At 74.5% G+C, this 25941-nt stretch carries 22 protein-coding genes; 17 read left to right on the top strand and 5 right to left on the bottom strand.

The window, feature by feature from the left end; translation table 11 throughout:
• Window positions 1–157: 157 nt before the first annotated feature.
• Complete coding sequence (locus ACEZDG_RS30850; RefSeq protein ID WP_380515927.1) at window positions 158–1279, top strand: DUF4037 domain-containing protein; 1122 nt, start codon at window positions 158–160, stop codon at window positions 1277–1279.
• Here ACEZDG_RS30850 and ACEZDG_RS30845 read toward each other — a convergent pair.
• Window positions 1248–1790: an NUDIX domain-containing protein gene (locus ACEZDG_RS30845; protein ID WP_380515924.1), complete on the bottom strand. Its 543-nt coding sequence runs from the start codon at window positions 1788–1790 to the stop codon at window positions 1248–1250. The two genes, ACEZDG_RS30850 and ACEZDG_RS30845, sit on opposite strands and share 32 nt — an antisense overlap.
• Before the next feature lie 110 nt (window positions 1791–1900).
• On the opposite strand from ACEZDG_RS30845, the gene ACEZDG_RS30840 reads away from it, so the two are divergent.
• Complete coding sequence (locus tag ACEZDG_RS30840; RefSeq protein ID WP_380515921.1) at window positions 1901–2338, top strand: SRPBCC family protein; 438 nt, start codon at window positions 1901–1903, stop codon at window positions 2336–2338.
• A 29-nt stretch (window positions 2339–2367) separates the two neighbouring features.
• On the opposite strand, the gene ACEZDG_RS30835 is transcribed toward ACEZDG_RS30840, so the two are convergent.
• Genes ACEZDG_RS30835 through ACEZDG_RS30825 form a run of 3 tightly spaced genes read right to left on the bottom strand, consistent with a single transcriptional unit; the run spans window position 2368 to window position 5077 of the window.
• On the bottom strand, window positions 2368–2853 hold the full coding sequence (locus ACEZDG_RS30835; RefSeq protein WP_380516197.1) for a gluconokinase: 486 nt from the start codon (window positions 2851–2853) through the stop codon (window positions 2368–2370).
• 53 nt (window positions 2854–2906) lie between these two features.
• Window positions 2907–3890, bottom strand: coding sequence for a hydroxyacid dehydrogenase (locus ACEZDG_RS30830; protein ID WP_380516195.1), 984 nt, complete (start codon window positions 3888–3890; stop codon window positions 2907–2909).
• A gap of 35 nt (window positions 3891–3925) precedes the next feature.
• Entirely contained in the window at window positions 3926–5077 is a 1152-nt protein-coding gene (locus ACEZDG_RS30825; protein WP_380515920.1) for a substrate-binding domain-containing protein, read from the bottom strand.
• 121 nt (window positions 5078–5198) lie between these two features.
• On the opposite strand from ACEZDG_RS30825, the gene ACEZDG_RS30820 reads away from it, so the two are divergent.
• From ACEZDG_RS30820 to ACEZDG_RS30775, 10 genes are all read left to right on the top strand, one after another.
• On the top strand, window positions 5199–7214 hold the full coding sequence (locus ACEZDG_RS30820) for a DUF2264 domain-containing protein (RefSeq protein ID WP_380515918.1): 2016 nt from the start codon (window positions 5199–5201) through the stop codon (window positions 7212–7214).
• A gap of 164 nt (window positions 7215–7378) precedes the next feature.
• A complete protein-coding gene (locus ACEZDG_RS30815; protein WP_380515915.1) occupies window positions 7379–10015 on the top strand; it encodes an MFS transporter in 2637 nt (878 codons plus the stop codon).
• A 163-nt stretch (window positions 10016–10178) separates the two neighbouring features.
• Window positions 10179–11336: a glycosyltransferase gene (locus ACEZDG_RS30810; protein ID WP_380515912.1), complete on the top strand. Its 1158-nt coding sequence runs from the start codon at window positions 10179–10181 to the stop codon at window positions 11334–11336.
• Between the two features lie 195 nt (window positions 11337–11531).
• A complete protein-coding gene (locus ACEZDG_RS30805; RefSeq protein WP_380515909.1) occupies window positions 11532–13046 on the top strand; it encodes a sugar transferase in 1515 nt (504 codons plus the stop codon).
• 5 nt (window positions 13047–13051) lie between these two features.
• Entirely contained in the window at window positions 13052–14506 is a 1455-nt protein-coding gene (locus ACEZDG_RS30800; protein ID WP_380515906.1) for an O-antigen ligase family protein, read from the top strand.
• Window positions 14503–16308, top strand: coding sequence for a murein biosynthesis integral membrane protein MurJ (gene murJ, locus ACEZDG_RS30795; protein ID WP_380515904.1), 1806 nt, complete (start codon window positions 14503–14505; stop codon window positions 16306–16308). Before ACEZDG_RS30800 ends, murJ begins: the two co-directional genes overlap by 4 nt.
• Window positions 16298–17122, top strand: coding sequence for a polysaccharide deacetylase family protein (locus ACEZDG_RS30790; RefSeq protein WP_380515901.1), 825 nt, complete (start codon window positions 16298–16300; stop codon window positions 17120–17122). The genes murJ and ACEZDG_RS30790 overlap by 11 nt, the downstream gene beginning before the upstream one ends.
• The gene (locus ACEZDG_RS30785; RefSeq protein WP_380515898.1) at window positions 17119–18375 is read left to right on the top strand and encodes a glycosyltransferase; all 1257 of its coding nucleotides are present in this window, start codon (window positions 17119–17121) and stop codon (window positions 18373–18375) included. The genes ACEZDG_RS30790 and ACEZDG_RS30785 overlap by 4 nt, the downstream gene beginning before the upstream one ends.
• Window positions 18362–19123, top strand: coding sequence for a YveK family protein (locus ACEZDG_RS30780; protein WP_380515895.1), 762 nt, complete (start codon window positions 18362–18364; stop codon window positions 19121–19123). The genes ACEZDG_RS30785 and ACEZDG_RS30780 overlap by 14 nt, the downstream gene beginning before the upstream one ends.
• On the top strand, window positions 19120–20304 hold the full coding sequence (locus tag ACEZDG_RS30775; RefSeq protein WP_380515892.1) for a GNAT family N-acetyltransferase: 1185 nt from the start codon (window positions 19120–19122) through the stop codon (window positions 20302–20304). Before ACEZDG_RS30780 ends, ACEZDG_RS30775 begins: the two co-directional genes overlap by 4 nt.
• On the opposite strand, the gene ACEZDG_RS30770 is transcribed toward ACEZDG_RS30775, so the two are convergent.
• On the bottom strand, window positions 20258–21310 hold the full coding sequence (locus ACEZDG_RS30770) for a glycoside hydrolase family 26 protein (protein ID WP_380515889.1): 1053 nt from the start codon (window positions 21308–21310) through the stop codon (window positions 20258–20260). The genes ACEZDG_RS30775 and ACEZDG_RS30770 overlap by 47 nt on opposite strands.
• Before the next feature lie 98 nt (window positions 21311–21408).
• Between ACEZDG_RS30770 and ACEZDG_RS30765 the strand changes: the two genes are divergently transcribed.
• From ACEZDG_RS30765 to ACEZDG_RS30745, 5 genes are all read left to right on the top strand, one after another.
• On the top strand, window positions 21409–21741 hold the full coding sequence (locus ACEZDG_RS30765) for a YnfA family protein (protein ID WP_380515886.1): 333 nt from the start codon (window positions 21409–21411) through the stop codon (window positions 21739–21741).
• 52 nt (window positions 21742–21793) lie between these two features.
• Window positions 21794–22615, top strand: a complete 822-nt coding sequence (locus tag ACEZDG_RS30760; protein ID WP_380515884.1) for a hypothetical protein — start codon at window positions 21794–21796, stop codon at window positions 22613–22615.
• Between the two features lie 78 nt (window positions 22616–22693).
• Window positions 22694–24292 (top strand): ABC-F family ATP-binding cassette domain-containing protein, encoded by a 1599-nt coding sequence (locus ACEZDG_RS30755; protein ID WP_380515882.1) that lies wholly within the window; start codon window positions 22694–22696, stop codon window positions 24290–24292.
• 324 nt (window positions 24293–24616) lie between these two features.
• Entirely contained in the window at window positions 24617–24838 is a 222-nt protein-coding gene (locus ACEZDG_RS30750) for a helix-turn-helix domain-containing protein (RefSeq protein WP_380515879.1), read from the top strand.
• Between the two features lie 182 nt (window positions 24839–25020).
• Window positions 25021–25845: an enoyl-CoA hydratase/isomerase family protein gene (locus tag ACEZDG_RS30745; RefSeq protein WP_380515877.1), complete on the top strand. Its 825-nt coding sequence runs from the start codon at window positions 25021–25023 to the stop codon at window positions 25843–25845.
• Window positions 25846–25941: the final 96 nt, after the last annotated feature.

The following is a 25941-nucleotide window of genomic DNA, read 5'->3' as shown; positions in this document are numbered from 1 at the left end:
CGGAAGGGCAGAACAGAGGGAACGAAGGACCAACCCGTCGCTGCGGCTCCCGACGCGGACTGGGGTGGTGGCGACACCATACCTGTCCTACCCATCAGTAGGAAGGGCCCCGGAAAACCCGATGCCTTCCGGCCCTCTCCCGATTAGGTTCACACGCATGGGACCGACGGGCACGTTCATGCCGGGGCTGGAGCTCTGCGGCCGTTTCTACGCCGAAGCCGTCCGCCCGCTGCTGGACGCCGCCCACCCCGGGCTCCCGCACGCGGCGGCCCGGATCGGCGGCGGCTCCGAGGTGCTCGGTTTCGACACCGAGCGCTCGCCGGACCACGAGTGGGGCCCGCAGCTCCAGCTCTTCCTGGCCCCCGAGGACCTGGCCCGGCACGGTGACGCCATCCGGGTGCTGCTCTCCGAGCGGCTGCCCAAGGAGGTGCACGGCTGGCCCACGCACTTCGCGCCGCCCGGCGCGCGGGTCCGGGTGATGACCCCGACCACCGGGCCCGTGGACCACCGGGTCGAGATCGCCGGGACCGCGGCCTGGCTCACCGGCTGCCTGGGCTTCGACCCCGCGGCGGACGGCGGTGTCACCCTGCTGGACTGGCTGGCCACCCCGGGCCAGCGGCTGCTGGAGGTCACCGCCGGCGCCGTCTACCACGACGGCCCCGGCCGGCTCACCGCCGCGCGGGCCGCCCTCGGCTGGTACCCGGACGACGTCTGGCGGCACCTGCTCGCCTCGCAGTGGCTCCGGATCGCCCAGGAGGAGGCCTTCGTCGGCCGCACCGCCGAGGTCGGCGACGACCTCGGCAGCCGGGTCGTCGCCGCACGGCTGGCCCGCGAGCTGATGCGGCTCTGCCTGCTGCTGGCCCGCCGCTACGCCCCCTACAGCAAATGGCTCGGCACGGCCTTCGCCGCTCTTCCGGACGCCGCCCCGGTCGCGGAGCGGCTGGCCGCGGCGCTGGCCGCCGACTCCGCCGCCGAGCGCGGGCAGGCCCTGGCGGCGGCGTCCGGACTGGCCGGGGAGTGGCAGAACCGGCTCGGGCTCTGCGCCCCGGTCGACCCCGCCGTCCGCCCCTACTTCGGCCGCCCGTTCCCGGTGGTCGACGCGGGCCGCTTCACGGCTGCCCTGGCGTCCGCCGTCACCGATCCGGAGGTCGCCGCGCTGCCCCGGCTCGGCGCGGTCGACCAGTTCGTCGACAGCACGGACGCGCTGGGCGACACCGGGCGGTGCCGCGCGCTGGTCCGGGCGGCGCTCAGCCGGTCCGGTCGGCCTGCCGGCGAGTGAGCCGGTGCCAGGCGGCCAGGCCGTCGGGGACCCAGGACCAGGTAGTCAGACGTTCCGTCAGTTCACGCTCCGTCAGGAAGTCGTGCCAGGCCACCTCCTCGACCTGCGGGTGGACGTCGGCGCCGACCCGGGTCTCATAAACGGCGGACCACCAGCTGTGCTCGGGGGTCTCGTAGAGGAAGCGGAACAGCGGGGTCGGGGACAGGCCGCTGACGCCCAGCTCCTCCTCGGCCTCCCGCTTGGCCGCCTCGTCATACCCCTCGCCGGCGCCGACCACCCCGCCCACGAACATGTCGTGCAGGGAGGGGAAGACCAGCTTCCCGGCGGTGCGCCGGTGCACGAAGATCCGGTCCTCGGCGTCACGGGCCAGGACGAACACGCAGCGGTGCCGCAGCCGCCGGGCGTAGACGTCACCGCGCCGCGCCTGGCCGACCACCCGGTCCTCGGCGTCCACGACGTCCAGCAGTTCGTCCGCGCTGCGGCCGGCGGCGGCATCCTCGGTTGTGCTCATGGGGGACATCCTGGCAGAGCCGGCCGGCACCCCGGTTTTGGCCGGTACGCCCGCCGGTGGTTGGCTTGACCGTACGCAAGTCACCAGCACAGATCACGAGGAGTACGGCCATGGGGCAGGTTTACTCGGTCACCGAGCGGGTCGTCGACGCGCCGCCGGAGCAGGTCTTCGACGCGCTCGCCGACTACCAGGACACCCGCGCGGGCCTGCTGCCCCCGCAGTACAGCGAGTACGAGGTGCGCGAGGGCGGCAAGGGCGCGGGCACCGTCGTCCACTGGAAGCTGCAGGCCACCGAGAAGCGGGTGCGCGACTGCCTGTTCACGGTGACCGAGCCCACGCCGGGCCGGCTGGTGGAGACGGACGCCAACTCCAGCCTGGTGATCACCTGGACGGTGACCCCGGCCGGCGAGGGCCGCTCCAAGGCCGTGGTGGAGGCGACCTGGACCGGCGCCGGCGGCATCGGCGGATTCTTCGAGCGCACCTTCGCGCCGAAGGGCTTCAGCCGGATCCACGACCAGGTGCTGGAGCAGCTGGCCGCCGCGGTCTGAGCCGCCGGTTCCGAGGGCCTGACTCGCGGTCAGGCCCGGCCGCCGAGCAGCTGTGCGGCCTCGGCCGCGAGCTGCTCGGCGGGCGGGCCGACGTCCAGGACGGTGCCGCGCTCGTCCGGGCCGAGCGGTTCCAGCGCGGCGTACTGGGAGTCGAGCAGCGACGGCGGCATGAAGTGGCCGCTGCGCCCGGCGATCCGGGCGGCGACCAGCTCATGGCTGCCGGACAGGTGCAGGAAGTGGACCCCGGGGCAGGCGGCGCGCAGGGTGTCCCGGTAGCCGCGCTTGAGCGCGGAGCAGGTGATCACCCCGCCGCTGCCGTCCGCGGCGCGGTCGCCGAGCCAGGCGCCCAGGGCCCGCAGCCAGGGCAGCCGGTCGGCGTCGTCCAGCGGGATCCCGGCCCGCATCCTGGCGATGTTGGCGGGCGGGTGGAAGTCGTCGGCCTCCGCGTAGGGCAGGCCGAGGCGTTCGGCGAGCAGGACGGCGACGGTGGTCTTGCCGACGCCGGACACCCCCATCACCACCAGGCAGAGCGGGTGGTCGGCGGGCTGTTGCTGCTGGAGCGGTGCGTTCACGCGATGCGGTCCCAGGCGTCGGGGCGGACGGGGTCCAGGAAGGGTATCCCCCCGGTCCAGCGTTCCAGCTCGTCCAGCGCGAAGTCGGCCATCCGCCGCAGCTCGTTGCCCATGGACCCGGCGATGTGCGGGGTGAGCAGGACGTTCGGCAGGTCGTAGAGCGGGGACCCGGTCGGCAGCACCTCGGGCGAGGTCACGTCCAGCACCGCGCCGATCCGCCCGGAGACCAGTTCCCGTTCCAGCGCCTGCTGGTCGACCAGGGCGCCCCTGGCGGTGTTGATCAGCGTGGCGCCGTCCGGCATCGCGGCCAGCAGGGCGCGGGAGACCAGGCCCTCGGTGCTGGGCAGCCAGGGGGCGTGCACGCTGACCACGTCGGAGCCGCGGAACAGCTCCGGCAGCAGGACCGGCCGGACGCCCAGCGCGGCGGCCTCGTCCGGATCCAGGAACGGGTCGCTGACCAGCACCTCCAGGTCGAACGGCCGCAGCAGTTCGACCACCCGGCGGCCGATCCTGGACGCCCCGACGATGCCGACCCGGCGGCGGTAGTTGCCGGCCTCGGCCAGCCGGACGTGCCAGTCGGTGCTGCCGTCGCGGACCCTGCGGTAGCCGTCCCTGGCGCGCAGCACCTGCTTGTTGGCGAAGAGGATCGCGGCCAGGGTGAACTCGGCGACCGGGACGGCGTTGGCGGCGGCGGCCGAGGTGACCTGGATGCCGCGCTGCCAGCAGGCGTCCGTGACATGGCCCTTGACCGATCCGGCGGTGTGCACCACGGCGCGCAGCCGGGGCGCGGAGCGCAGCACCTGCTCGTCCAGCGGGGGGCAGCCCCAGCCGGTGACCAGCACCTCGGCCTCGGCCAGGGCGGCGCGGGCGGCGGGGGTGGAGAGGTCCTCCAGGACCAGTCCGGGGTCGGTGTCGACCAGGTCGGTGAGCCGGCGGCGGCTCTCGGCGTCGAAGATCGCGGCGGCGACGGCGGGACGCATGGCGAGGACCGCGCGGGGGCGGTCGGCGGCGCGGGTCACCGGCCGACCGCCGCCGCGTCGGCGATGGCTCCGGCGGCTGCGGCGACCGCGCCGACCGCGGTGGAGGAGCGGAGCACCAGCCGCGGCTGCAGCACCGTCTGACGGACCGCCGGCTCGGCGGTCCCGGCGGCCGTGCCGGTCCCGTCGGCTCCGGCGCCGAGCCGGCCCAGCAGGGTCGAGGCGGCGATCAGGCCCAGCTCGAACTTCGGCGGGGCCACCGCCGTCAGCGGCACCTCGGCGAAGGCGGCGACCTCGTCGTCGTAGGCGATCACCGACAGGTCCTCGGGGATCCGGACGCCGTGCGCGCGCAGCCGCTGCACCAGCAGGATCGCCTCCTGGTCGGAGTGGACCAGGGCGGCCGTCGCGCCGGAGGCGCGGCAGGAGTGGACGAAGGCGTCGATCGCGGAGAGCCGGTCCGCGCCCTGCTCGTAGCCGAGCACCGGGGCGGAGCGGGACAGGCCGAGCAGCCGGACCGCCTCGGCATGACCCTCCGTCACCGCCCGCGCGGTGGGGCTGGGGGAGGCGAACAGGGCGACCCCGTCGTGGCCGAGGCCGGCCAGGTACTCGACCGCGCGGTAGGCGCCCTGGCGGTGGTCGCTGAGCACGCACTCGGCGTGGTCGAAGGCCGCCGCCGAGCGCCGCTCGACCAGCACGTACGGCAGCCCGGAGACATCCAGCTGCTTCCGCACCCGGGCCGGGACCACCGGGCCCTCGGCGGTGGTGACCAGCAGTCCGTCGCAGCCGGAGCTGACCAGGTCGCGCAGCTGGCCGGGGTCGCGCTCCCGGTCGTAGTCGCTGACGCCGAGGATCAGCCGGGCCCCGGCCCGGGCGGCGGCGCTCTGCGCCCCCCTGATCACCTCGGGGAAGTAGTACGTGGTGGAGGGCACCAGCATGCCGATGACGATCCCGCCGACGGGCCCGGCCGCCGCCCCGACCGCCGTGCGCGGGACCGCCCCCGGAGTGGACCCGGGCGGCAGCACCGCGCCGCCGCGCACCCTGGTCAGCCGGCCCTGCTGCTCCAGCAGCTCCAGATCCCGGCGGACGGTGCCGTCGGAGACCCCGAGCCCGGCCACCACCTCGGTCGACCTGATCGCCCCATGGGCGCGCAGCTGCTCCAGCACGTAGTCATGCCGCTGTTGTGCGAGCACGGTTCCTCCGATCCGCAGGGGCCTGCTACGGAAAATAGCAGGTTTCTGAGGTTTCTGTCTGAAGTTGTTGACTGACTGCTGATACTTGGGCATTCTGATCGCTTCCGAGAGGGGAGCAGACGTGCCGTACCTTCGTCCGGCCGAGGACCGTGAACTCTCCCCGTACACCGGCTGGACCCGGGCCCACTGGGAGCGGCTCGCCGACCGGATGCTCGACGCGGTCCGCCCCCACGCGACGCCGGGGCAGGCGCTGATCCACCTGCCGGGCCCGGTCAGCAGCTCCGGCCGGCACAGCGACGGCCTGGAGGGGTACGCCCGCACCTTCCTGCTCGCGGCCTTCCGCATCGCCGGCGCCCGGGGGGCCGGCGGCACCGAGGCGCTCGCCGAGCGCTACGCCGCCGGACTGGCCGCCGGGACGGACCCGGCCTCACCGGAGCGCTGGCCCCGGATGTCGGAGTGCGGCCAGGCCAAGGTGGAGGCCGCCTCCATCGCGCTCGGCCTGCACGAGACCCGGCCCTGGATCTGGGACCGGCTGGACGACCGGGTCCGGCAGCGGGTCGTCGACTGGTTCTCGGAGATGGTCGGCACCGAGGTCCCCGACAACAACTGGGTCTGGTTCCGGGCGATCGTCGAGGCCTTCCTGCGCTCGGTCGGCGGCCCCTGGAAGCCGGCCGACCTGGCGCACACCGTGGCCCGGACCGAGAGCTGGTACGCCGGGGGCGGCTGGTACTCGGACGGGGCCGACACCCCGCCGCCGTTCCGCAACTACGACCACTACAGCGGCTGGGCGATGCACCTCTACCCGCTCTGGTACTGCCGCATCTCCGGCGACTCCGCGGACGCCGCCGAGGCCGGGCTGGCCGACCGCTACCGGGCCCGGCTGCGGGACTACCTGACGGACCTGCAGTACCTGGTCGGCGCCGACGGCGCACCCCTCTACCAGGGCCGCTCGCTCACCTACCGCTACGCCGCCGCCGCGCCGTTCTGGGCCGGCGAGCTGTTCGGCGCGGACGCGCTGGCGCCCGGCCTGACCAGGCGGATCGGCAGCGGCATGGTCAGGCACTTCACCGACCGCGCCGATCCCGACGACAGCGGGCTGCTGTCGCTGGGCTGGTACCGGCCGCACCCGCCGATCCGGCAGAACTACTCCGGCCCGGCCTCGCCGTACTGGGCCAGCAAGAGCTTCGCCGGGCTGCTGCTCCCGGCCGACCACCCGGCCTGGACCGAGGCCGAACAGCCGCTGCCGGTGGACCTCGGCGACTTCGTCCGCACCCTGCACGCCCCCGGCTGGGTGGCCAGCGGCACCCGCGCCGACGGCATCGTCCGGATCGCCAACCACGGCGCGGACCACGCCGACCGGGGCCAGGTCAGCGGCGCCGCCTACGACCCCTTCTACTGCCGCTGGGCCTACTCGACCGCGACCGGTCCCGAGCTCGGCGGCCCGGGTCCTGTGCCCGGTCCGGACGGGGCGGTGCACGCGTCCACCCCGGACCTGGACCTGCCCGGCGGCGGCCCGCTCGACTCGCATGTCGCCCTGGTGGACGCCCAGGGGCGGCCCACCCACCGCCGCCCGCTGGAACGCCTCGCCCTGGACGGACCGGCCGCCGCCTCCCGGCACCGGGCCCGCCGCCCGCAGGACGGAAGCCCGCAGCAGCCTCGGGAACCGGAGCCCTGGCTCACCACGGCCTCGGTGCTGCACGGGGCCTGGGAGGTCAGGGCGGTCCGGGTGGACGGCGACCCGGCCGGGGCCGCGCTGCGGATCGGCGGCTGGGCGGTGGCCGGCGACCGGCCACCGGTGCTGCGGACCGCCGAAGGACGGGCCTCGGTACGCAACCAGGACGGGCTGCAGGGCCTGGTGGTGGCGCTGCACGGTCCGCTCCGCGCGGGCGTGCGGGCCTCCGTCGGCCGCACCTCCTTCGCCGAGCACGCGGCGGTGGCCTATCTGGAGACACCGGACCCGGCCCGGGCCGGCGGGCTGTATGTCGCGGCGATCGCGCTCGGCCGGGAGCCGGGGGAGCCGCCGGAGCTGGTCGCCGACGGACCGCAGGGGGAGTGGCGGATCCACTGGCCGGACGGGCAGCTGGATCGGCTGCCGCTGGGGGCGAACGTTTCTCCGACGGAATTCCCTCAGGAGTGAACTTTGCACAGTCGTTACTGAAGTATGTTTCGCCATTTATCGACTTGGCGTCACATTCTCGCTGGTAACAGCTATATGTCGATCCATAAGTCGATTTCACCGCCTTCGAAACGATGGTATGACCAGTTCGAGGACGGTGGGTGTGCACTGCAATGATCCCTGCCATGTCCGTGACCCAGGCGGGCCGCCCGGCCCAGGCAGTACCCGCGCCCCACGCCGCACCCGGCCTGTCCGCCGCCCAGTCCGCCGCTGCCGCCCCGCCCGCCGCGGCCGAGGAGCCCGGCCTGACGCCGCGCCAGCTCCGGCTGGTGTTCGCCGGACTGATGACCGCCCTGCTGCTGGCCGCCCTCGACCAGACCATCGTCGCCACCGCGCTGCCGCGCATCGTCGGCGAACTGCACGGCCTGGAGCACATGTCCTGGGTGGTCACCGCCTACCTGCTGGCCTCCACGGTCGGCCTGCCGGTCTACGGCAAGCTCGGCGACCTGTTCGGCCGCAAGTCGGTGTTCCAGTTCGCCATCGTGGTCTTCCTGGTCGGCTCGGCGCTCTCCGGCTGGGCGCACAGCATGACCGAGCTGATCGCCTACCGCGCCGTGCAGGGCATCGGCGGCGGCGGGCTGATGATCGGCGTCCAGGCGATCATCGGTGACGTGGTGTCACCCCGTGAGCGCGGTCGCTACATGGGCCTGATCAGCGCGGTGTTCGGGCTCTCCTCGGTGGCCGGCCCGCTGCTCGGCGGCTGGCTCACCGACGGCCCCGGCTGGCGCTGGTGCTTCTACGTCAACCTCCCGGTCGGCCTGATCGCCCTGGTGCTCACCGCCGTCGCACTGAAGCAGCCCGGTCGTACCAAGGGTGCGGAGCGGCGCAAGCCGCGGCTGGACCTCCTCGGCGCCCTGCTGCTGGCCGCCATCGGCACCTGCCTGGTGCTGGCCACCAGTTGGGGCGGCAGCCAGTACGCCTGGAGCTCGCCGATGATCATCGGGCTGCTCGGCGGCGCGCTGCTGGCGCTGGTGCTGTTCCCCTTCGCCGAGCGCTACGCGGCCGAGCCGGTGATCCCGCTGCGGCTGTTCCGCGACCCGGTGTTCAACGTCAGCGGCGGCATCGGGATCGTGGTCGGCGTCGCCCTGTTCGGCGCGGCCAGCTATCTGCCGAGCTTTCTGCAGATGGTCGACGGGGCCAGCGCCACCGCCTCCGGCCTGAAGATGCTGCCGATGATGGGCGGCATCGTGGTCGCCTCGATCGGCTCGGGCCAGCTGATCAGCCGTACCGGGCGCTACAAGGTGTTCCCGATCGTCGGCGGCGCGCTCGGCACGCTGGGGATGGGCCTGCTCGGCCTGCTGGACGCGCACAGCTCCTACCTGGTGCAGAGCGTGGCGATGGCGGTGCTGGGGCTCGGCGTCGGGCTTGCCCTGCCGGTGCTGGTGCTGGCGGTGCAGAACTCGGTCGCCCCGGCCGACCTGGGGGCGGCCACCTCGGCCAGCAATTACCTGCGCCAGGTCGGCGGCTCGATCGGCGCCGCGGTCTTCGGGACCCTGTTCAACTCCCGCCTCTCGCACCAGCTCCAGCACCGGCTGCCGGCCGTCACTCCGGGGCACGGGGCCGGGACCGGGACCGGCCCGGGGTCCGGCGCGGCGGTCCCGGCCACCAACTCGATCACCCCGGAACTGGTCCGGGCCCTGCCGGCCCCGCTGCGGCTGGCCTATGTCGACTCCTACGCGGCGGCCATGCCGCGGGTGTTCCTCTACCTGGCTCCGGTCCTGGCGCTGGGCTTCCTGCTCGCCTTCCTGCTCAAGGAGAAACCCTTGGTGACCCACGCGGCCTCGCAGTCCGGCGCCGGCTCCGACAGCGCCTTCGCCGAGGACCTGGCCGACTCCTACCCGTCCGACTCCTACCCGTCCGACTCCTACCTGACCGACCGTCCGATCGGAGACTCCGCCATGGAGGACGCCCCGGGTATGCCGCACCAGACCTCGCGCCACGAGCACACCGCCCACCAGGCCGCCGCCCCGCACCTGGACACGGCCGGCGTCCCCGGCGCCCCGGGCACCCCGGTCAGCGGCGCCGTCCTGGAGCCCGACCGTACCGGCGTCCCCCGGGCCGTGCTCACCCTGATCGACATGGACGGCCGCCAGGTCGCCCGCGCCGGGAGCGGCCAGGACGGCCGCTGGGCGCTGGCCGCCCCGCGCGGCGGCAACTACGTGCTGATCGCCGCCGCCCCCGGCCACCAGCCGCAGGCGGTGACCGTCACCGTCGGCGGCCGACCGGTCGATCTGGACGTGGTCCTCGGCGGCACCGGGCGGCTGTCCGGGGCGGTCCGCAGCGCCGAGGGCGCGCCGGTCGCCGACGCCACGGTCACCCTCACCGACGCGCGCGGCGAGGTCGCCGCGACCACCCACGCCGACTCGGACGGCGAGTACCACTTCCGCGACCTGGTCTGCGGCCGCTACACCCTGGCGGTCAGCGCCCGCGCCTACCGCCCGGCCGCGCTCGCGGTGGACGTCGCCGCCAGCGGGGAGACCCGGCAGGATGTGGCCATGGCCGGCAGCGGCACCCTCCGCGGCACGGTCCGCACCAGCGCGGGGCACGCCGTGGTCGACGCCAGGGTGACCCTGCTCGACTCCACCGGCACCGTCGTCGCCGCCGCGACCACCGGCGTGGACGGCCAGTTCCGCTTCACCGACCTGGAACCGGGCGAGTACACCGTGATCGCCAGCGGCTACCCGCCGGTGGCGACCGCGCTGCGGATCGAGGACGGCCACACCGAGCGCGACCTCCACCTGTCGCACCGGCTCGACGACTGAGCGACGGGCGGGCGATCACGCATGCATGTTTTCGCGCGGAGTTACGGCGGGAACGCGGACATCACCCGCGCGAGTGGAGTTCGTCCTTCCTGCGGGTGAAGGCGTGCCTCGCGATCGGAGCGGGCACCATAGGTTGCGCCTCGTGCCCCTGACGATTCTTCATGTGTCCCAACCCGTCGACGGCGGGGTCGCCCGGGTGGTCGTCGACCTGCTGCGGGCGCAGGTCGCGGACGGCCACCGGGTGCTGCTCGCCTGCCCGCCCGGGACCCCGCTGGCCGCCGCCGCCGCCGCGGCCGGGGCGACCGTGCTGCCCTGGGCGGCGGTGCGGTCGCCCGGCGCCGGGCTGCCCGCCGAGGTCGCCGCGCTGCGTCGGCTGGTGGCCCGGAATCGTCCGCAGCTGGTCCATCTGCACAGTGCCAAGGCCGGGTTGGCCGGGCGGTTGGCGCTGCGCGGGGCGCTCCCGACCGTGTTCCAGCCGCATGCCTGGTCCTTCGCCGCGGTGACCGGGCCGATGGCGCTGCTCTCCCGCTGCTGGGAGCGGCTGGCCACCCGCTGGGCCGACCGGCTGCTCTGCGTCAGCGAGGCGGAGCGCGCCGAGGGCGAGGCCGCCGGGCTGCGCGGGAGGTGGGCGCTGGCGCCCAACGGTGTCGACCTGGACCGCTTCGACCCGGCCCGGCTGCCCTCGCGGGAGCAGGCCAGGGAACTGCTGGGTCTTGACTCCGCGGGCCCGCTGGCCGTCTGCGTCGGCCGGCTCTGCCGGCAGAAGGGCCAGGACGTGCTGCTCCGGGCCTGGGCCGGGCTCCCCGGGAGCGTCCCGGGAGCCAGACTGGCCCTGGTCGGCGACGGCCCCGACCGGGCCGCGCTCGAAGCCCTCGCGGCCACCCTGCCGGATCCCGGGAGCGTGCTGTTCGCCGGCCCGGTCGAGGATCCGCGGGACTGGTACGCCGCCGCCGATCTGCTGGTGCTGCCCTCCCGTTGGGAGGGGATGGCCCTGGTGCCGCTGGAGGCGATGGCCTGCGGCCGGCCGGTGCTGCTCACCGAGGTCGCCGGGGCCGGGGAGTGCCTGGAGCAGGGTGAGCGGCTCGTCCCCGTGGACGATCCGTCGGCCCTGCGCGAGGCACTCGCGGCCCGGCTCGCCGACCCGGCCGACTGCCGGGCGGCCGGGGCCAGGGCCCGGTCCCTGACGGTGCGGCGGCACGATCTGCGGGACGCGGTCGCCAAGGTGGCCGCGGTGTATGCGGCGGTGCTCGAAGAACGCCGAATTCCGCATCCGGTCGGATGGAAATCACCGGAGAGAATGATGTCCGGAAAATCTGACTAATGGTCATCAGTGTGAATGGGCACGTCGGCTGAGAAAACGCCAGCCGGAATTCTGTACTGTCGTATTTGCCTGCTTCATTCCTTTTGCCGTAATTCGACAGCATTATCGAGTGCGGCGGCAGGTGCTACCTCGACCGAGCCGAGGCTTCGGGAGGGACCCGGACCACCGGCACACAGCAGAGGAGTACGTGCGCGGATGACCACCATCGACAACGACGAACTGCCGCGCCCGAGCACCACCAGCGGCCTCGGGACCGCCGGCCTGATCGCGCTGCCGTTCCCGGCCCGGCCGCGGACCGCCCCGGCGGCCCCGGGGCCGCTGCCGGGCCGCGCCCGCCGCCCCGTCGACCGGATCCCCTCCGCGCTGCTGGCCGTGGACGTGCTCGCGGTGCTCGGCGCGCTCTCGGCGGTCGGCGGCGGTGGTCCGCTGGACGTGCTCTGGGCGCTCTGCGGCATCGTCCCGGTGCTGGTGCTGCTGAACTCCTCCGGCGGCCTCTACCGGCTGCGGCTGGCCCCGTCCGTGCTCGACGAACTGCCCTCGCTGGCCGCCCGTGCGATTGTCGCGGTCTCCATCGCACTGACCTTCGACCGCTGTCTGCACGGGCTGTGGCTGGCGGCGGTGCCGGTCGACCTCGGGCTGCTCTGCACGCTGCTGCTGTGCCACCTGGCGCTGGACGTGCTCGGCCGCGCCTCCCTCTACGGCCTGCTCCGCCGCCACCGCCGCCGGAACCCCAAGCCCGCCCTGATCGCCGGGGCCGGGCACATCGGCCAGCGCGCCGCCGCCGCGCTGCTGGACCACCCCGAGTACGGGCTGCTGCCGGTCGGCTACATCGACCCCGAGCCGATCTTCCTGCCGGCCGACTCCCCGGTCCGGGTCCTCGGCGGGCCCGCCGTGCTCGACCTGGAGATCCCGGCCCGTGGCGTCCGCGACGTCATCCTCACCTCCGGCGGCGCGGACGACGCCGAGGTCGCGCAGACCCTGCGCACCAGCGCCCGGCACGGCTGCGAGGTCTGGTTCGTCCCCGGCTTCCCCGGCTTCGGCGCCTTCGAGTACGGCAACCGGCGGGTCGGCGCCGGCGACCACCTCTGGGGCTTCCCCTGCCTGCGGCTCGCCCCCAGCGCCATGGACCGGCCCTCCTGGATGGTCAAACGGGCCACCGACGCGGTGCTGGCCGGGCTGGGCCTGTTCCTGCTGTCGCCGATCCTGGCCGGCTGCGCCCTGGCCGTGCGGATCGACGGCGGCCCCGGGGTGATCTTCCGTCAGGAACGGGTCGGCCTCGACGGGGCGGTCTTCACCGTGCTGAAGTTCCGCAGCCTGCGGCCGGTCAACGAGCAGGAGTCGGCCACCCGCTGGAACATCTCCCAGGACCACCGGATGAGCCCGATCGGCCGCTTCCTGCGCCGCACCTCGCTGGACGAGCTGCCGCAGCTGTGGAACGTGCTGCGCGGCGAGATGAGCCTGGTCGGCCCGCGCCCCGAGCGCCCGTTCTTCGTCACCCGCTTCGCCCAGGCCTACCCGCAGTACCGCGACCGGCACCGGGTGCCGGTCGGCATCACCGGATTCGCCCAGGTCAACGGCCTGCGCGGGGACACCTCGATCGAGGACAGGACCCGCTTCGACAACTACTACATCGAGAGCTGGAGCCTCTGGCAGGACGTCAAGATCCTGCTGCGGACCGTCGCCTCGGTGCTCCAGTCCGACGGGAGCTGAGACCGGTGACCCTGCTAGACCCGCCCCAGACAGCACGGACGCCCCTGCCGGCGCGCCCGGCCCAGGTGGGGCGCGCCGCGCCGCCGCCCCGGTCGCGCCGGGCCGCGCCGCGCGACCTGCTGGGCGACCTGCTGCGCCGCCCCAGCGCGCTGGCCGCCCTGGTGGTGCTGCTGGTCTGCGTCCCGACGGGTGACAAGGACGTCACCGCCGCGGTGCACATCACCCCGGCCGACGTCGCCTCGCTCGGCCTGGTCGCGCTCTGCGGCTGGCGGGCCGCGACCGCGGTCGCCCGGGGGCGGGGCAGGCTGATCCCCACCCGGGCCGCGCTGCTGTTCGGCGGCGTGCTGGTCGGTGTGGCCGTGGCCGCCATCGCCTCGCGGGATCCGTCCGAGAGCCTCTCCGGGTTCATCCGGATCACCCAGGTCTTCGTACTCGTCCCGATCGCCATGCTGCTCAGCCTGCGGGACCGGCGCGACCTGGGCCTGGTGCTCGGCGCCCTGCTCGGCGCCGCGCTGATCGAGGGCGCGGTGGGGGCCGCCCAGTACCTCACCGGCACCGGCGCCTCCTACGACGGCGGCACGGTCCGCGCGGTCGGCACCTTCGGGGCCTCGGACGTGATGGCGATGTCCGCCGTGGTCAGCTACGGCCTGCTGGCCGCCCTCGGCCTGGCGCTGGAGGCCCGCGCCGCCGGACGCTCCCGGGCCGCGCTCGGCTACGCGCTGGCCGCGGGCGCGCTGGTGATGCCGCTCGCGGTGTCCTTCAGCCGGGGCAGCTGGATCGCCACCGGCGCGGCCGTGCTGGTCGCCCTGCTGCTCACCGACGTCCGGCTGGCGCTGCGCGGGGCGCTGTTCACCACCGCCGCCGCGGTGGTGCTGGTCGGCGGCCTCGGCCTCGGCGGGGCCAGTGTGACCGCCCGGCTGAGCAGCATCACCACCGTCGCCGGCGCCCCGGACCACTCGGTCAGCGACCGCTACGACCTGTGGACCACGGCGGCCAGGATCTGGCAGGACCACCCGGTCACCGGGGTCGGCCCCAAGGAGTTCCCCAACTACCGGGACGCCCACGCGCCGCTGCGGCTCTCGTCCGGCAGCGACACGGCGGGCGCGGGGGCCGGCTTCGCCCGCGAGCCGCTGCTCTCCCCGCACAACATGTACCTGCTGGTGCTCAGCGAACAGGGCCTGGTCGGCCTGACCGCCTTCGCCGCGCTGTTCCTCGCGCTGCTGTTCGGCACCGCGCGGCAGGTGCTGCGCGAACGGGCCGGGCGGGGCCGCGCGGCCGGTCTCGGAGCCGCCCTGATCGGGCTGCTGACCTGGCAGTTGGTCGACTTCCTCTACGCGGACATCGGCGGCACCACGACCGTGCTGGTGTCGGTGGTGCTCGGCCTGGCCGGCTACGGCGCCTTCACGGCGCCGGGGACGCGGGCGCCGACGGCTCCCGTACCGGAGGCTGCCGCGCCGTGACGATCACCGCCTCACGCCCCGCCGCGGCGCACCGCCGGAAACGCTCCGTCCTGGCCCGTGCCTTCGGGATCACCGCGCTGCTCAGCGCGGGCGGTTCGCTGCTCGGCCTGCTCCGGGACCTGCTGCTGGCCCGCTACTTCGGCGCGGACCAGGGCACCGACGCCTTCCTGGTCTCCTGGACGGTCCCGGAGACCGCGGCGTCGGTGCTGATCGAGGACGCGATGGCGTTCCTGATGGTCCCGGCCTTCAGCCTGGCCATCGCCGCGGGCACCGGCGCCGCCACCGACGCCGGGGCGGTGCCCGGTGCCGCGGCCAAGCCCGTGGTCGCGGCCCAGCGCGGAACCGTGAGCGCCGTCAGCCCCGGGAGTTCCGGAACCACCGTGACCACGGTGCGGACCGGCAGTACCGGGAGCACCGGCCGGGGCCGGGCGAACCCGGTCGCCGACCTGGTCGCCGCGACCCTGCCCCCGCTGGCCGGCCTGCTCGCGCTGATCTCGGCCGCCACCCTGATCGGCGCCCCGCTGCTGGTCGACCTGCTCGCGCCCGGCCTCGCCGACCCCGGCCTGGCCGTGGTCTGCACCCGGCTGACCGCGCTGACCATCCTCCCGTTCGGCCTGACCGGCTACCTCAGCGCCGGGCTGCGGGCGCACCAGCGCTTCACCGGCCCCGGCGCCATCTACATCGCCTACAACACCGGCATCCTGGCCGTGATGATGCTGCTGCACGGCAGCCTCGGGGTCCGGGCCGCGGCCGGCGGGGTGGCCTTCGGCAGCGTGCTGATGACCGCGGTGCTGCTGCCGCCGTTCTCCCGCCACTGCGCCGGGCTGCGGCCCCGCCGCCGGACGGCGCGGGGCGCGGCGGCCCTCGCGGTGAGCCCCTGGGCGCTGCTGCCGATCGCCCTGTTCACGCTGATGCGCCAGTCCCAGGTCTTCGTCGAGCGCTATCTCGCCTCCTCGCTGGCGCCGGGCACCATCTCGCACCTCAACTACGCCGAGAAGGTCGCCCAGATGGCGATGACCCTGGGCGTGATGGTCTGCACCGTCACCTTCCCGGTGGTCGCCCGGGCGCTGGCCGAGGGCGACCTCGACGCGGCCAGGGAGCGGGTCGAGAAGGACCTCGCCCTGGTCGGCGCGGTGGTGCTGGCCGGAACGGCGGTGCTGCTCGCCTGCGCGCCGCAGGTCGTCGCGCTGCTGTTCCAGCGCGGTGCGTTCACCGCGCGGGACACCGCCGCCACCGCCTCGGTGATGCGGGTCTACAGCCTGGGGCTGCTCGGCCAGGCGATGGTCGGCACCCTGGTCCGGCCCTTCTTCTCGACCCGCCCGGCCGTGGCCTTCGGCGGCGGGACGGCTCGGACCAGGGACCGCAGCGACTGGTTCCCGCTGGCGGCGATGGGCCTCGGGCTGCTGGTCACCGGGGTGCTCGGGGTGGTCACCGCGCCCCGGTACGGCGCGCTCGGACTGGCCGCGGCGAACGCCGCCGGGATCACCCTCACCGCGGCGCTGCTGCTGGTGGGGATCAGGGCCAGGGGCGTGGCGCTGCGGCTGCGCCCGGTGCTGCTCGGCCAGGCCCGGCTGCTGGTCGCGGCGTCCGTCGCGACCGTCGCGGCCTACGGCGCCGCGGCCCTGGTCGGCCCGCTGCCGCTGCCCGCCGTGCTGCTGGGCGGGCTGACCGGCGTGGTCGTTTTTGTGCTCACCGCCGCCGCGGTGGGGGAGCCGGCGGTGACCGCGCCGCTGGCCCGACTCGTTGCCCGGTCGCGGACCCGCGGCCGTCAGGACCAAGGGGAGGGACGTCATGGCCGCTGAACCACTGCAACGGGAGCGCAGGCTCACCCGGCGGCCGCACGGCGGCCGGGCCAGGCGGAACCTGCCGTACGGCGGGCCGGAGATCTTCCCCGACGAGGCCCCGTGGATCCTGATGTACCACTCGGTCGACGCCTACCGCTCCGACCCGTACCAGGTCACGGTCACGCCGGAGCGCTTCGCCCGGCAGATGGCCTGGCTGAGCAGCCGCGGCCTGCGCGGGGTCGCGCTGGACGAGCTGCTGCGGGCGCACGCGGTCGGGCGCAGCGCGGGCCTGGTCGGCCTGACCTTCGACGACGGCTACGCCGACCTGCCCCGCGAGGTGCTGCCGGTGCTCGAGCGCTTCGGGTTCACCGCGACCGCGTACGTCGTGGTCGGCCGGCTCGGGGAGCACAACGTCTGGGACCGGGGGCCGCGCAAGCGGCTGCTGAGCCGGGACCAGGTGCTCGGCCTGGTCGGCAGCAGGGTCGAGATCGGCTCGCACGGCCTGCTGCACCGCTCGCTGCCCAGCCTCACGGACCAGGAACTGCTGCAGGAGACCAGGGACAGCCGCGAGCAGCTGGAGGACCTGGTCGGCCGCCGGGTCACCGGCTTCTGCTACCCCTACGGCGCGCTGGACCGGCGGGTGGTCGAGGCGGTCAGGGCGAGCGGCTACGGCTACGCCACCGCCATCGCGCACAGCCCGCTGACCGGCCGCTGGGCGCTGCCGCGCTCCTACGTCGGCGAGCGGGACAACGGCTGGCGGCTGCGCGCCAAACAGGCCAGGCACCGGATGCGCGGCCTGCGCTGCCGGACGGACGAGGAGAGGGCCCGATGAGGATCCTGCATGTCATCACCGGCCTCGCCGCGGGCGGGGCGGAGCAGCAACTACGGCTGATGCTGCGTCACCTGCCGCAGCGTCAGCACTGTGACGTGGTCACTCTGGAGAACCCCGGCTCGGTGGCCGACGGCCTGCGCGAGGACGGGGTCAGGGTCTTCGACCTGGGGATGCAGGGCAACCGCGACCTGGCCGCGCTGCCCCGGCTCAGCGGACTGATCCGGCACGGCGGCTACGACGTGGTGCACTGCCACCTCTACCGCGCCTGCGTGTACGGGCGGATCGCGGCCCGGCTGGCCGGGGTGCGGACCGTGATCGCCACCGAGCACTCGCTGCTGGACCACTCGATCGAGGGGCGCCGGATCACCCCCGGTGTCCGCGGCCTCTACCTGGCCACCGAGAAGCTGGGCCGCAGCACCGTGGCGGTCTCCGACTCGGTGGCCGGACGGCTGGCCGGCTGGGGGATCCCGGCGAACCGGGTCCGGCTGATCCCCAACGGGGTGGACGCCGCCCGCTACTCCCAGCCCGCGCCGGTCCGCGCCGCCACCCGGCAGCACCTGCGCGACCGGCTCGGGCTGCCGCAGGACGCGATGGTGGTCGGCGGTCTCGGCCGACTGGTCCCCGGCAAGCGCTTCGACGTGCTGATCGACGCGCTGGCGCTGCTGCCCGAGGCCCCGGAGCAGGGCCGCGCCGCCTGGCTGCTGCTGGTCGGCGACGGCACCGAGCGCGCGGCGCTGGAGCAGCGGGCCCGGGCGGCGGGCGTGGCGCACCGGGTGGTGTTCGCGGGCGAGCGCGACGACGTCCCCGACCTGCTCACCACCATGGACGTGCTGGGCGCCCCGTCCACGGTGGAGACCTTCGGCCTGGCCCTGCTTGAGGGGCTGGCGGCGGGCCTGCCGGTGCGCTGGTCCTCCGGTCCCGCGCTGACCGAGCTGCCGCCCGAGGCCGCCCCCGGGGCCTGCTGGACCCGCTCCGAGCCGGCCGACTACGCCGCCGAACTGCGGGCGCTCAGCCGCACCCGGCTGAGCCCGCTGCCGCAGCCGCCGGTGGTCCGGCACTACGACATCGTCCGGCTCGCCGGGGAGCTGGCCACCCTCTACGACGAGCTGGCCGGCGGCTCGCTGGCCCGTCCGCCCGCCCAGCGCTCCCGGCCGGACGTCCGTCCCGCCGCTTCCGCCGCCGCTCCCGTCCCTGCTTCCGCCCCCGTCAGTGCACCCCTCCGAGTGAAGGACTCCCGCCATGCCCGACAGTAGCCGCACCGCCGTAGGCAGCATCCTCCGCCGCTGTTGGCCGCTGGTCGCGGCCGTCCCGCTGGGCGCGGTCTGCGGCGGCGCGTACGCGCTGGTCGCGCCGGTCGAGTACCAGGCCAACGCCTATGTGATGGTGGTCCCGGAGACCACCGGCGACAGCTCCACCGCGGTCGACTTCGCCCAGGCCTACGGCCGGGTGATCACCCAGCCGGAGATCCTGCTGGACGCGGCGGCGAGCACCGGCGTCCCGGTGGCGCAGCTCGCCCCGCTGGTCCAGGCGGTCACCTCGCCGGACGCCCCGATGATCCAGATCACCGGGAGCGCGGGCAGCGCCGCGCGCTCCGCCAAGGAGGCCAACGCGGTGGCCGACTCGCTGGTCTCCTTCGGCAACGCCGCCTCCAAGCAGACCAGGGTGAAGCTGCTGACCTTCGCCGCCGCCGCCCTGCCGGACCGTCCCAGCTCCCCGTCCCGCACCCTGGACCTGGCCGTCGGCGCCGCGGCCGGCCTGCTGGTCGGCGGCCTCGGCACGATGGCCCGCCAGTCCCTGTCCGGAAACGCCGGAAACGCCGGGAACGCCGCGGACGCCGCCGGTACGGCGCTGCCGCTGCCCCGCTCGACCGAGGCCGCGACCGAGGCCGCCGCCGAGCCCGTCCCCGAGCTGGAGCCCGTCGGCGCCGAGGCGGACGGCGCGGACGGAGCCGCGCCCGCCGAGAGCCGCCACCGCCGACCCGCCGCCCAGGGGCGCCGATGAGCCCGACCAGGCTGCTCAGCCTGCCGAAGACCGCCAGGGGCACCGGAACCGGCCTCAGAACGGTCCAACTGGTCCGGGACGCGGCGGAGTTCGACGCCCTCGCCGCCGACTGGGACGGCCTGGTCGACCGCTGCTCCTCGGCCACCCCGTTCCAGAGCCACGCCTGGCTCTCCTCCTGGTGGCACTCCTACGGCCGTCCGGGCCGGTTGCGGCTGCTGACGGTCCGTCAGGACGGAGTGCTGGTGGCCGCCGCCCCGCTGATGCGGGGCCGGGGTCCGTTCCCGCGGCTGGTCCCGGTCGGGTCCGGGCTCTCCGACTTCCTGGACATCCTGCTGGACGACGGGCTCGCCGAGCAGATCGCCCCGCTGCTGGCCCGCGCGCTGGCCAGGGAGCTGCGGCTGACCCGCCCCTGGGCGGTGCTCGACCTGCGCGAACTGCGCCCGACCGGTGCCGCCCAGCGACTGGCCGCGTACTGGCCGGGCGCGGTCCGGCGGCTGCCCGACTCGCTGTGCCTGCATCTGCCCGGGGTCCCGATGGACGAGGTGCTGGCCCGGCTGCCCGGGCGGACCGCCCAGCGCAGCCGGGCCAAGCTGCGCAAACTGGACGCCGCCGGGGTGGAGGTCCGCGAGGTCCCGGCCGAGGGCGTGCCGCAGGCGCTCGGCGAACTGCTGGCCCTGCACGAGCTGCAGTGGCGCGGACGCGGGGTCACCCCCGAGCACCTGCGACCGCGCTTCGCCGGGCACCTCTCCCGCGCGGTCGGCCGGATGGTCGCCGCCGACCGCGCCGTGGTCCGCCAGTACCGCCTCGACGGCGAGCTGATCGGCTGCGACCTCACCCTGCTCGGCCCCACCCTGGCCGCGCTCTACCTGTACGGGGCGCACCCGGAGGCGCGGGAGCGGCTCGACCTGGCCGGAATACTGTTCCGGGAGAACCTGGCGCACGCCGTGGCGACCGGCCGGACCGAGCTGAGCCTGCTGCGCGGCGACGAGCCGTACAAGCAGCGCTGGCGGCCCGAGGAGGTACGCAGCGAGCGGCTGCTGCTCGGCGGCGGACCGGCCGTCGCGGTGCTCGCGGCGGCGGTCCGGTTCCGGGCCGACGCGGTGCGCGGGCTGCGGGAGCGGATGCCCTGGCTGGTCACCGCCCGCTGCCGGCTGCGCGAGCTGCGGGCGTCGTCGGACTGACCGGCCGCAGCGCCAGCGCGGCCCGGTAGGCGTCGCTCGCCCCGGGGTTGCTGCCGCAGCGCCAGACCCCGTGCGGGCAGTAGTCGGTGATGGTCTGGTAGAGCGTGCGATGGGTGCTCACCCAGGCCAGCATCTGCCGCACGTACGCCGGGTCGTCGCCGCCGTTGTACATGCCCCACTCCGGGTAGGACACCGGCTTGTGGTGCTCGGCGGCGAACCGCACCTGCGCCAGCAGCCCGTACGGCTCGTGCACGTAGGAGCTGAAGGGGGCGGTGCGGTCCGGGTCCGATCCGGCCAGGTCGTAGCTGTCCATCCCGATCACGTCGGTGACGTCGTCGCCGGGGTAGCAGTCCGGCCAGGGGTGCGCGTCGGCGCCCCTGGTCGGGGCGAACTCGAAGCGGAAGCGCTGGCCGGGGACCGCGCGCATGGCGTGCACGATGTTCCGCCAGTACTCCTTCCAGGCCTCCGGGTCGGGCCCGCAGCGGCTGGTGTAGGTGCTGCCGTTCATCTCCCAGCCGAGGGTGAGCACGGCGTCCGGTGCGCCCAGCGCGACCAGCCGCCGGGCCAGGGCGGTGAAGTGGGCGTCGTACTGCCCGGTCGCGCCCTGCCCGAGCAGCGCCCGGACCTGCGCGTCGGGCAGCCGGCCCTCGTTGTCGGGCAGCATCGGCACCCCGATCACCAGCAGCCGGTCGGCGGCGGCGTCCCGCCAGCGGGCCCAGGGCCCGAGCAGGGCGGCGCTGCCCTCGATGTCGGACCAGTTGTTGCCCGGCAGATAGGTGTGGCCGACCTGGATCCGGGCCCCGCCCAGCCAGGCCGACAGCTGGGCCAGCGAGGCGTCGGACTCGGTCGACCCCAGGAACGCCCCGAACGGCACCGCGTGCGCCGGGACGGCGGTGCGGTCCGCCCCGCCGTCCCCCGGGGTGCCGCCGCCGCGCAGCAGCAGCACCGAGGCGGCGGCCAGCGCCAGGACCGGGACCAGCACCGTCAGCACGCGGCGGCGCGGCATCGGTCCTCCAGGTGATCGTCGTCGGGCATCCGCCCAGCCTGACGGAACACCTCCGGCCGGTGTGCGGGTTCCGCGGCGGACCGCCCTATCGTGCAGCTGTGACTGTGATCCGTTCGATCGTCCTGTTCGTACTCGCGGCGGTCGCCGAGATCGGCGGCTGCTGGCTGATCTGGCAGGCCGTCAGGGAGCACCGGAGCTGGCAGTACGCGGCGTTCGGGGTGCTCGCGCTGGGCGCCTACGGCTTTGTCGCCTCGTTGCAGCCGGACGCCTCCTTCGGCCGGGTGCTCGCCGCCTACGGCGGGGTGTTCGTCGCCGGGTCGCTGGCCTGGGGCGCGCTGCTGGACGGGTTCCGGCCCACGGTCTGGGATCTCGGCGGCGCCGGGGTCTGCCTGCTCGGCGCGGCCCTGATCATCTATCAGCCCCGGGCCTGACCCTCCGCGAGCCGCGGCGGCGAACGGTGTCGGTCGGCCCTACGGTCTGATCATGCGCACCGCGCTCGCCGCCCTCCTGGCCGTCCTCGCCGTCGCCGGCCTGGGCGCCGCCGCCCGCGACCACCGGCCCGCGCCCTTCGGCGACGCGGTCGCGGTCCGGGCCGCCGACCTCCCGGCCGCGGCCGGCGCCCTGCTGCTCGGCAGCGACGGCATCCACGGCCCCGACGCCTCGGTCCAGCTCCGGGACACCGCCACCGGCCGTACCGCCTGGTCCTACCGCCGCCCCGGCAGCAGGCCGCTGCGGCTCTACCCGCTGGCCGCCGGCACCACCGCCGCGCTCTGGGACGACGGCATGCTCACCGGCATCCGCAGCGACGCCCCGGACGGCCCCCGGGTCAGCTGGCACCGCTTCGTCCCCGGCCTGGCCGACTGGCTGCGCCGGCCCCGGGCCGCCGGGACCCCGCTGCTGGTCCCGCTCGACGGCGGCACCGCGTTCCTGCTGCCCACCCCGCAGCTGGTCATGGCCTACACCAGCGCCGACGGTTCGATCAGGGCCGACACCCTGCCCCCGGCCGGCTGCGCCTACGACCCGTCCCGCGCGCTGGCCCTGGCCGGCCTGGTGGTGCTGCCCCGGCCCTGCGACGAGCACAGCACGGTGGAGGCGTTCGACCAGGACGGCCGCCGCTGGCAGGCCCCGGCCGGCCCGTCGGCCCGCCCGGTCCGGGCGGACCCGGGCACCGTGGGGGTCCTCGACGTCCCGCTGCTGCGGCCCCGGATCCTGCTCCGCGGCACCGGCCGCACCGCTGTGCTGACCGGCCCCGTCAGCACCCCACCGGCCCTTAATGGCGGGGGAGCAGCCCCGAACCCCGGCTAGACTGGCAGTCTCCGCCTCAAGCAGGGCCCCGCTCGACGGCCCGCGCCAGCGCCACGCCGTCCCGGGAGTACCTTCGCCATGATTGCCGCCAACGCCATCGAACTGCGCGCCGGCGCACGCATCCTCATCGAGTCGGCGAGTTTCCGGGTCGCCCCCGGCGACCGTATCGGCCTGGTCGGCAGGAACGGTGCGGGAAAGACCACCCTCACCAAGGTCCTCGCAGGCGAGGGCGCCCCCGCGGGCGGAACGATCACCCGCAGCGGCGAGGTCGGCTATCTGCCGCAGGACCCCCGCACCGGTGACCTCGACGTGCTCGCCAGCGACCGGATCCTCTCCGCCCGCGAGCTGGACTCGGTGCTGCGCAAGATGCGCCAGGCCGAGGACCGGATGGCCAACGGCAAGGGCGCCACCCGCGAGGACGCCATGAAGAAGTACTCGCGGCTGGAGACCCAGTTCCTCACCAAGGGCGGCTACGCCGCCGAGGCCGAGGCCGCGACCATCGCGGCCAGCCTCGGCCTGCCGGACCGGATCCTGGCCCAGCCGCTGCACACCCTCTCCGGCGGCCAGCGCCGCCGGGTCGAGCTGGCCCGGATCCTGTTCTCGGACTCGGACACCCTGCTGCTGGACGAGCCCACCAACCACCTGGACGCCGACTCCATCGTCTGGCTGCGCGACTATCTCAAGTCGTACAAGGGCGGGTTCATCGTGATCTCGCACGACATCGCCCTGGTCGAGACCGTGGTCAACAAGGTGTTCTACCTGGACGCCAACCGCACCTGCATCGACGTCTACAACATGGGCTGGAAGCTCTACCAGCAGCAGCGCGAGGCGGACGAGAAGCGGCGCAAGCGCGAGCGCTCCAACGCCGAGAAGAAGGCCACCCAGCTGAACTCGCAGGCCGACAAGATGCGCGCCAAGGCCACCAAGACCGTGGCCGCGCAGAACATGGCCCGCCGCGCCGAGAAGCTGCTCTCCGGCCTGGAGGCGGTGCGGGTCAGCGACAAGGTCGCCAAGCTGCGCTTCCCGGACCCGGCGCCGTGCGGCAAGACCCCGCTGATGGCCGAGGGCCTCTCCAAGTCCTACGGCTCGCTGGAGATCTTCACCGATGTCGACCTGGCCATCGACAAGGGCTCCAAGGTGGTCGTGCTCGGCCTGAACGGCGCCGGCAAGACCACCCTGCTGCGGATGCTCGCCGGGGTGGAGCAGCCGGACACCGGCCAGATCATCCCCGGCCACGGGCTGAAGATCGGCTACTACGCCCAGGAGCACGAGACCCTGGACAACGACCGGACCATCCTGGAGAACATGCGGTCGGCCGCGCCGGACACCGACCTGGTCGAGATCCGCAAGATCCTCGGCTCCTTCCTGTTCTCCGGCGACGACGTGGACAAGCCGGCCGGGGTGCTCTCCGGCGGTGAGAAGACCCGGCTCGCGCTGGCCACCCTGGTGGTCTCCAGCGCCAATGTGCTGCTGCTCGACGAGCCCACCAACAACCTCGACCCGGCCAGCCGGGAAGAGATCCTGGGCGCGCTGCGTTCCTTCAGCGGAGCCGTCGTCCTGGTCACCCACGACGAGGGCGCGGTGCACGCGCTGGAGCCGGAGCGGATCATCCTGCTCCCGGACGGGGTCGAGGACCTCTGGAACGAGGGCTACGCCGACCTGGTCTCGCTCGCCTGATCTGATCTTCGTCGTAGTCGGCGATCATGCATCTGGACCAGAAGATTTCATATCGCACGGCGTCGCCCGAACGAGTGAGTCGACACGTTTTCTCCTCATTGGTGAATCCGCCGCATTGCCCATTCACCGCTGCTGATCAGCATTTTCCCTTCACGCCCCGGCAATCCGCCGGGGCGTGCGGCTGTTCGACGGGCGCCGACGGCCCGCGCGGGGCCCCACTTCGCGCCGGGATTTCCGATATCGACCTTGCGGAATGGGTGGCCAGGAGGCCACCCATGGGTGATCATGGGATTCCGAGAGAGCACTTGCTACGAGGAGGCACGGGTGGCCGAGACTCTGAAAAAGGGCAGCCGGGTAACGGGCCCCGCACGGGAGAAGCTCGCTACTGAGCTCAAGAAGAAGTACGACTCCGGTGCGAGCATCCGCGCGTTGGCGGAGGAGACGGGCCGTTCCTACGGTTTCGTCCACCGCATGCTCAGCGAGTCCGGAGTTTCCCTCCGCGGTCGCGGTGGCGCCACGCGCGGCAAGGCCAAGGCAACCGCCTAGGCCCAACTGCGGGCCGAATAGCACGACCCTGTTCAATCCCTCTATGAACCACCTGTCCTACCCTGACGTTTCGGCGGCTGGGGGAGCGCCGGTCCCACGGGCTCCCATCCCGGTCGCCGTTCGTCGCGTCCTGGCGGTTACTCTTCGGTAGCTTCATTTCTCGTCCGCTGCCGGAGGTCACTGTGTCCAGCCCTGCCCACACCACGCGTACCGGCCCCGGTGCCGACCCGGCCGACTGGGAGTCGACCGGTGTCCGGCTCGACCTGTCCGAGGACGGCGCCACCGCGACCGTGACCCTGTGCCGTCCCGAACGGCGCAACGCGCAGTCGCCCGCACTGTGGCGCGCCCTCGCCGCGATCGGCCGCGCGCTGCCCGGCACCGTCCGGGTGGTGCTGCTGCGCGCGGAGGGCGTCTCCTTCTCGGCCGGCCTCGACCGCGCCGCGTTCACCCCCGCCGGCATCCCCGGCGAGCTGCCGCTGCTGGAACTGGCCGCGAGCGACCAGGGGGACCAGGTCATCTCCGGCTACCAGGAGGCGTTCACCTGGTGGCGCCGCCCTGACCTGGTCAGCATCGCCGCGGTGCAGGGCCATGCGGTGGGCGCCGGATTCCAGCTCGCCCTGGCCTGCGACCTGCGGGTCTGCGCCGAGGACGTGCAGTTCGCGATGCGTGAGACCGCCCTCGGCCTGGTCCCCGACCTGGCCGGGACCAAGCCGCTGGTCGAGCTGGTCGGCCCGGCCCGGGCGCTGGAGATCTGCGGCACCGGACGCTGGGTCGGCGCGGAGGAGTCGGTCCGGATCGGCCTGGCCAACCTCGCCGTCCCGGCCGCGGACCTGGACGCCGCCGCCGCCGACCTCGGCGCCGCGCTGCTGGCCGCCCCGCGCGACGCCCTGGTGGAGACCAAGGCCCTGCTGCAGGGCGCCGGAGCGCGCAGCTACGAGGAGCAGCGCGCCGCCGAACGGGCCGCCCAGCTGCGCCGGCTCCGGGACCTGGCCGGCCTAGGCGAGTAGCGGCCGATTGTCCGCCGGGCGGGTGAGCGGGCGTCACCCGTTCGCCGTGGCGACGGTGTGCGGGCCGGAGGGGTCCCCTAGGGTCGGGGGACATAC

This window comes from Streptacidiphilus alkalitolerans (assembly GCF_042511045.1).
Classification (GTDB): domain Bacteria; phylum Actinomycetota; class Actinomycetes; order Streptomycetales; family Streptomycetaceae; genus Streptacidiphilus; species Streptacidiphilus alkalitolerans.
Note: the sequence above shows the minus strand (reverse complement) of the source record. Positions and strands in the feature narration are given on the sequence as shown.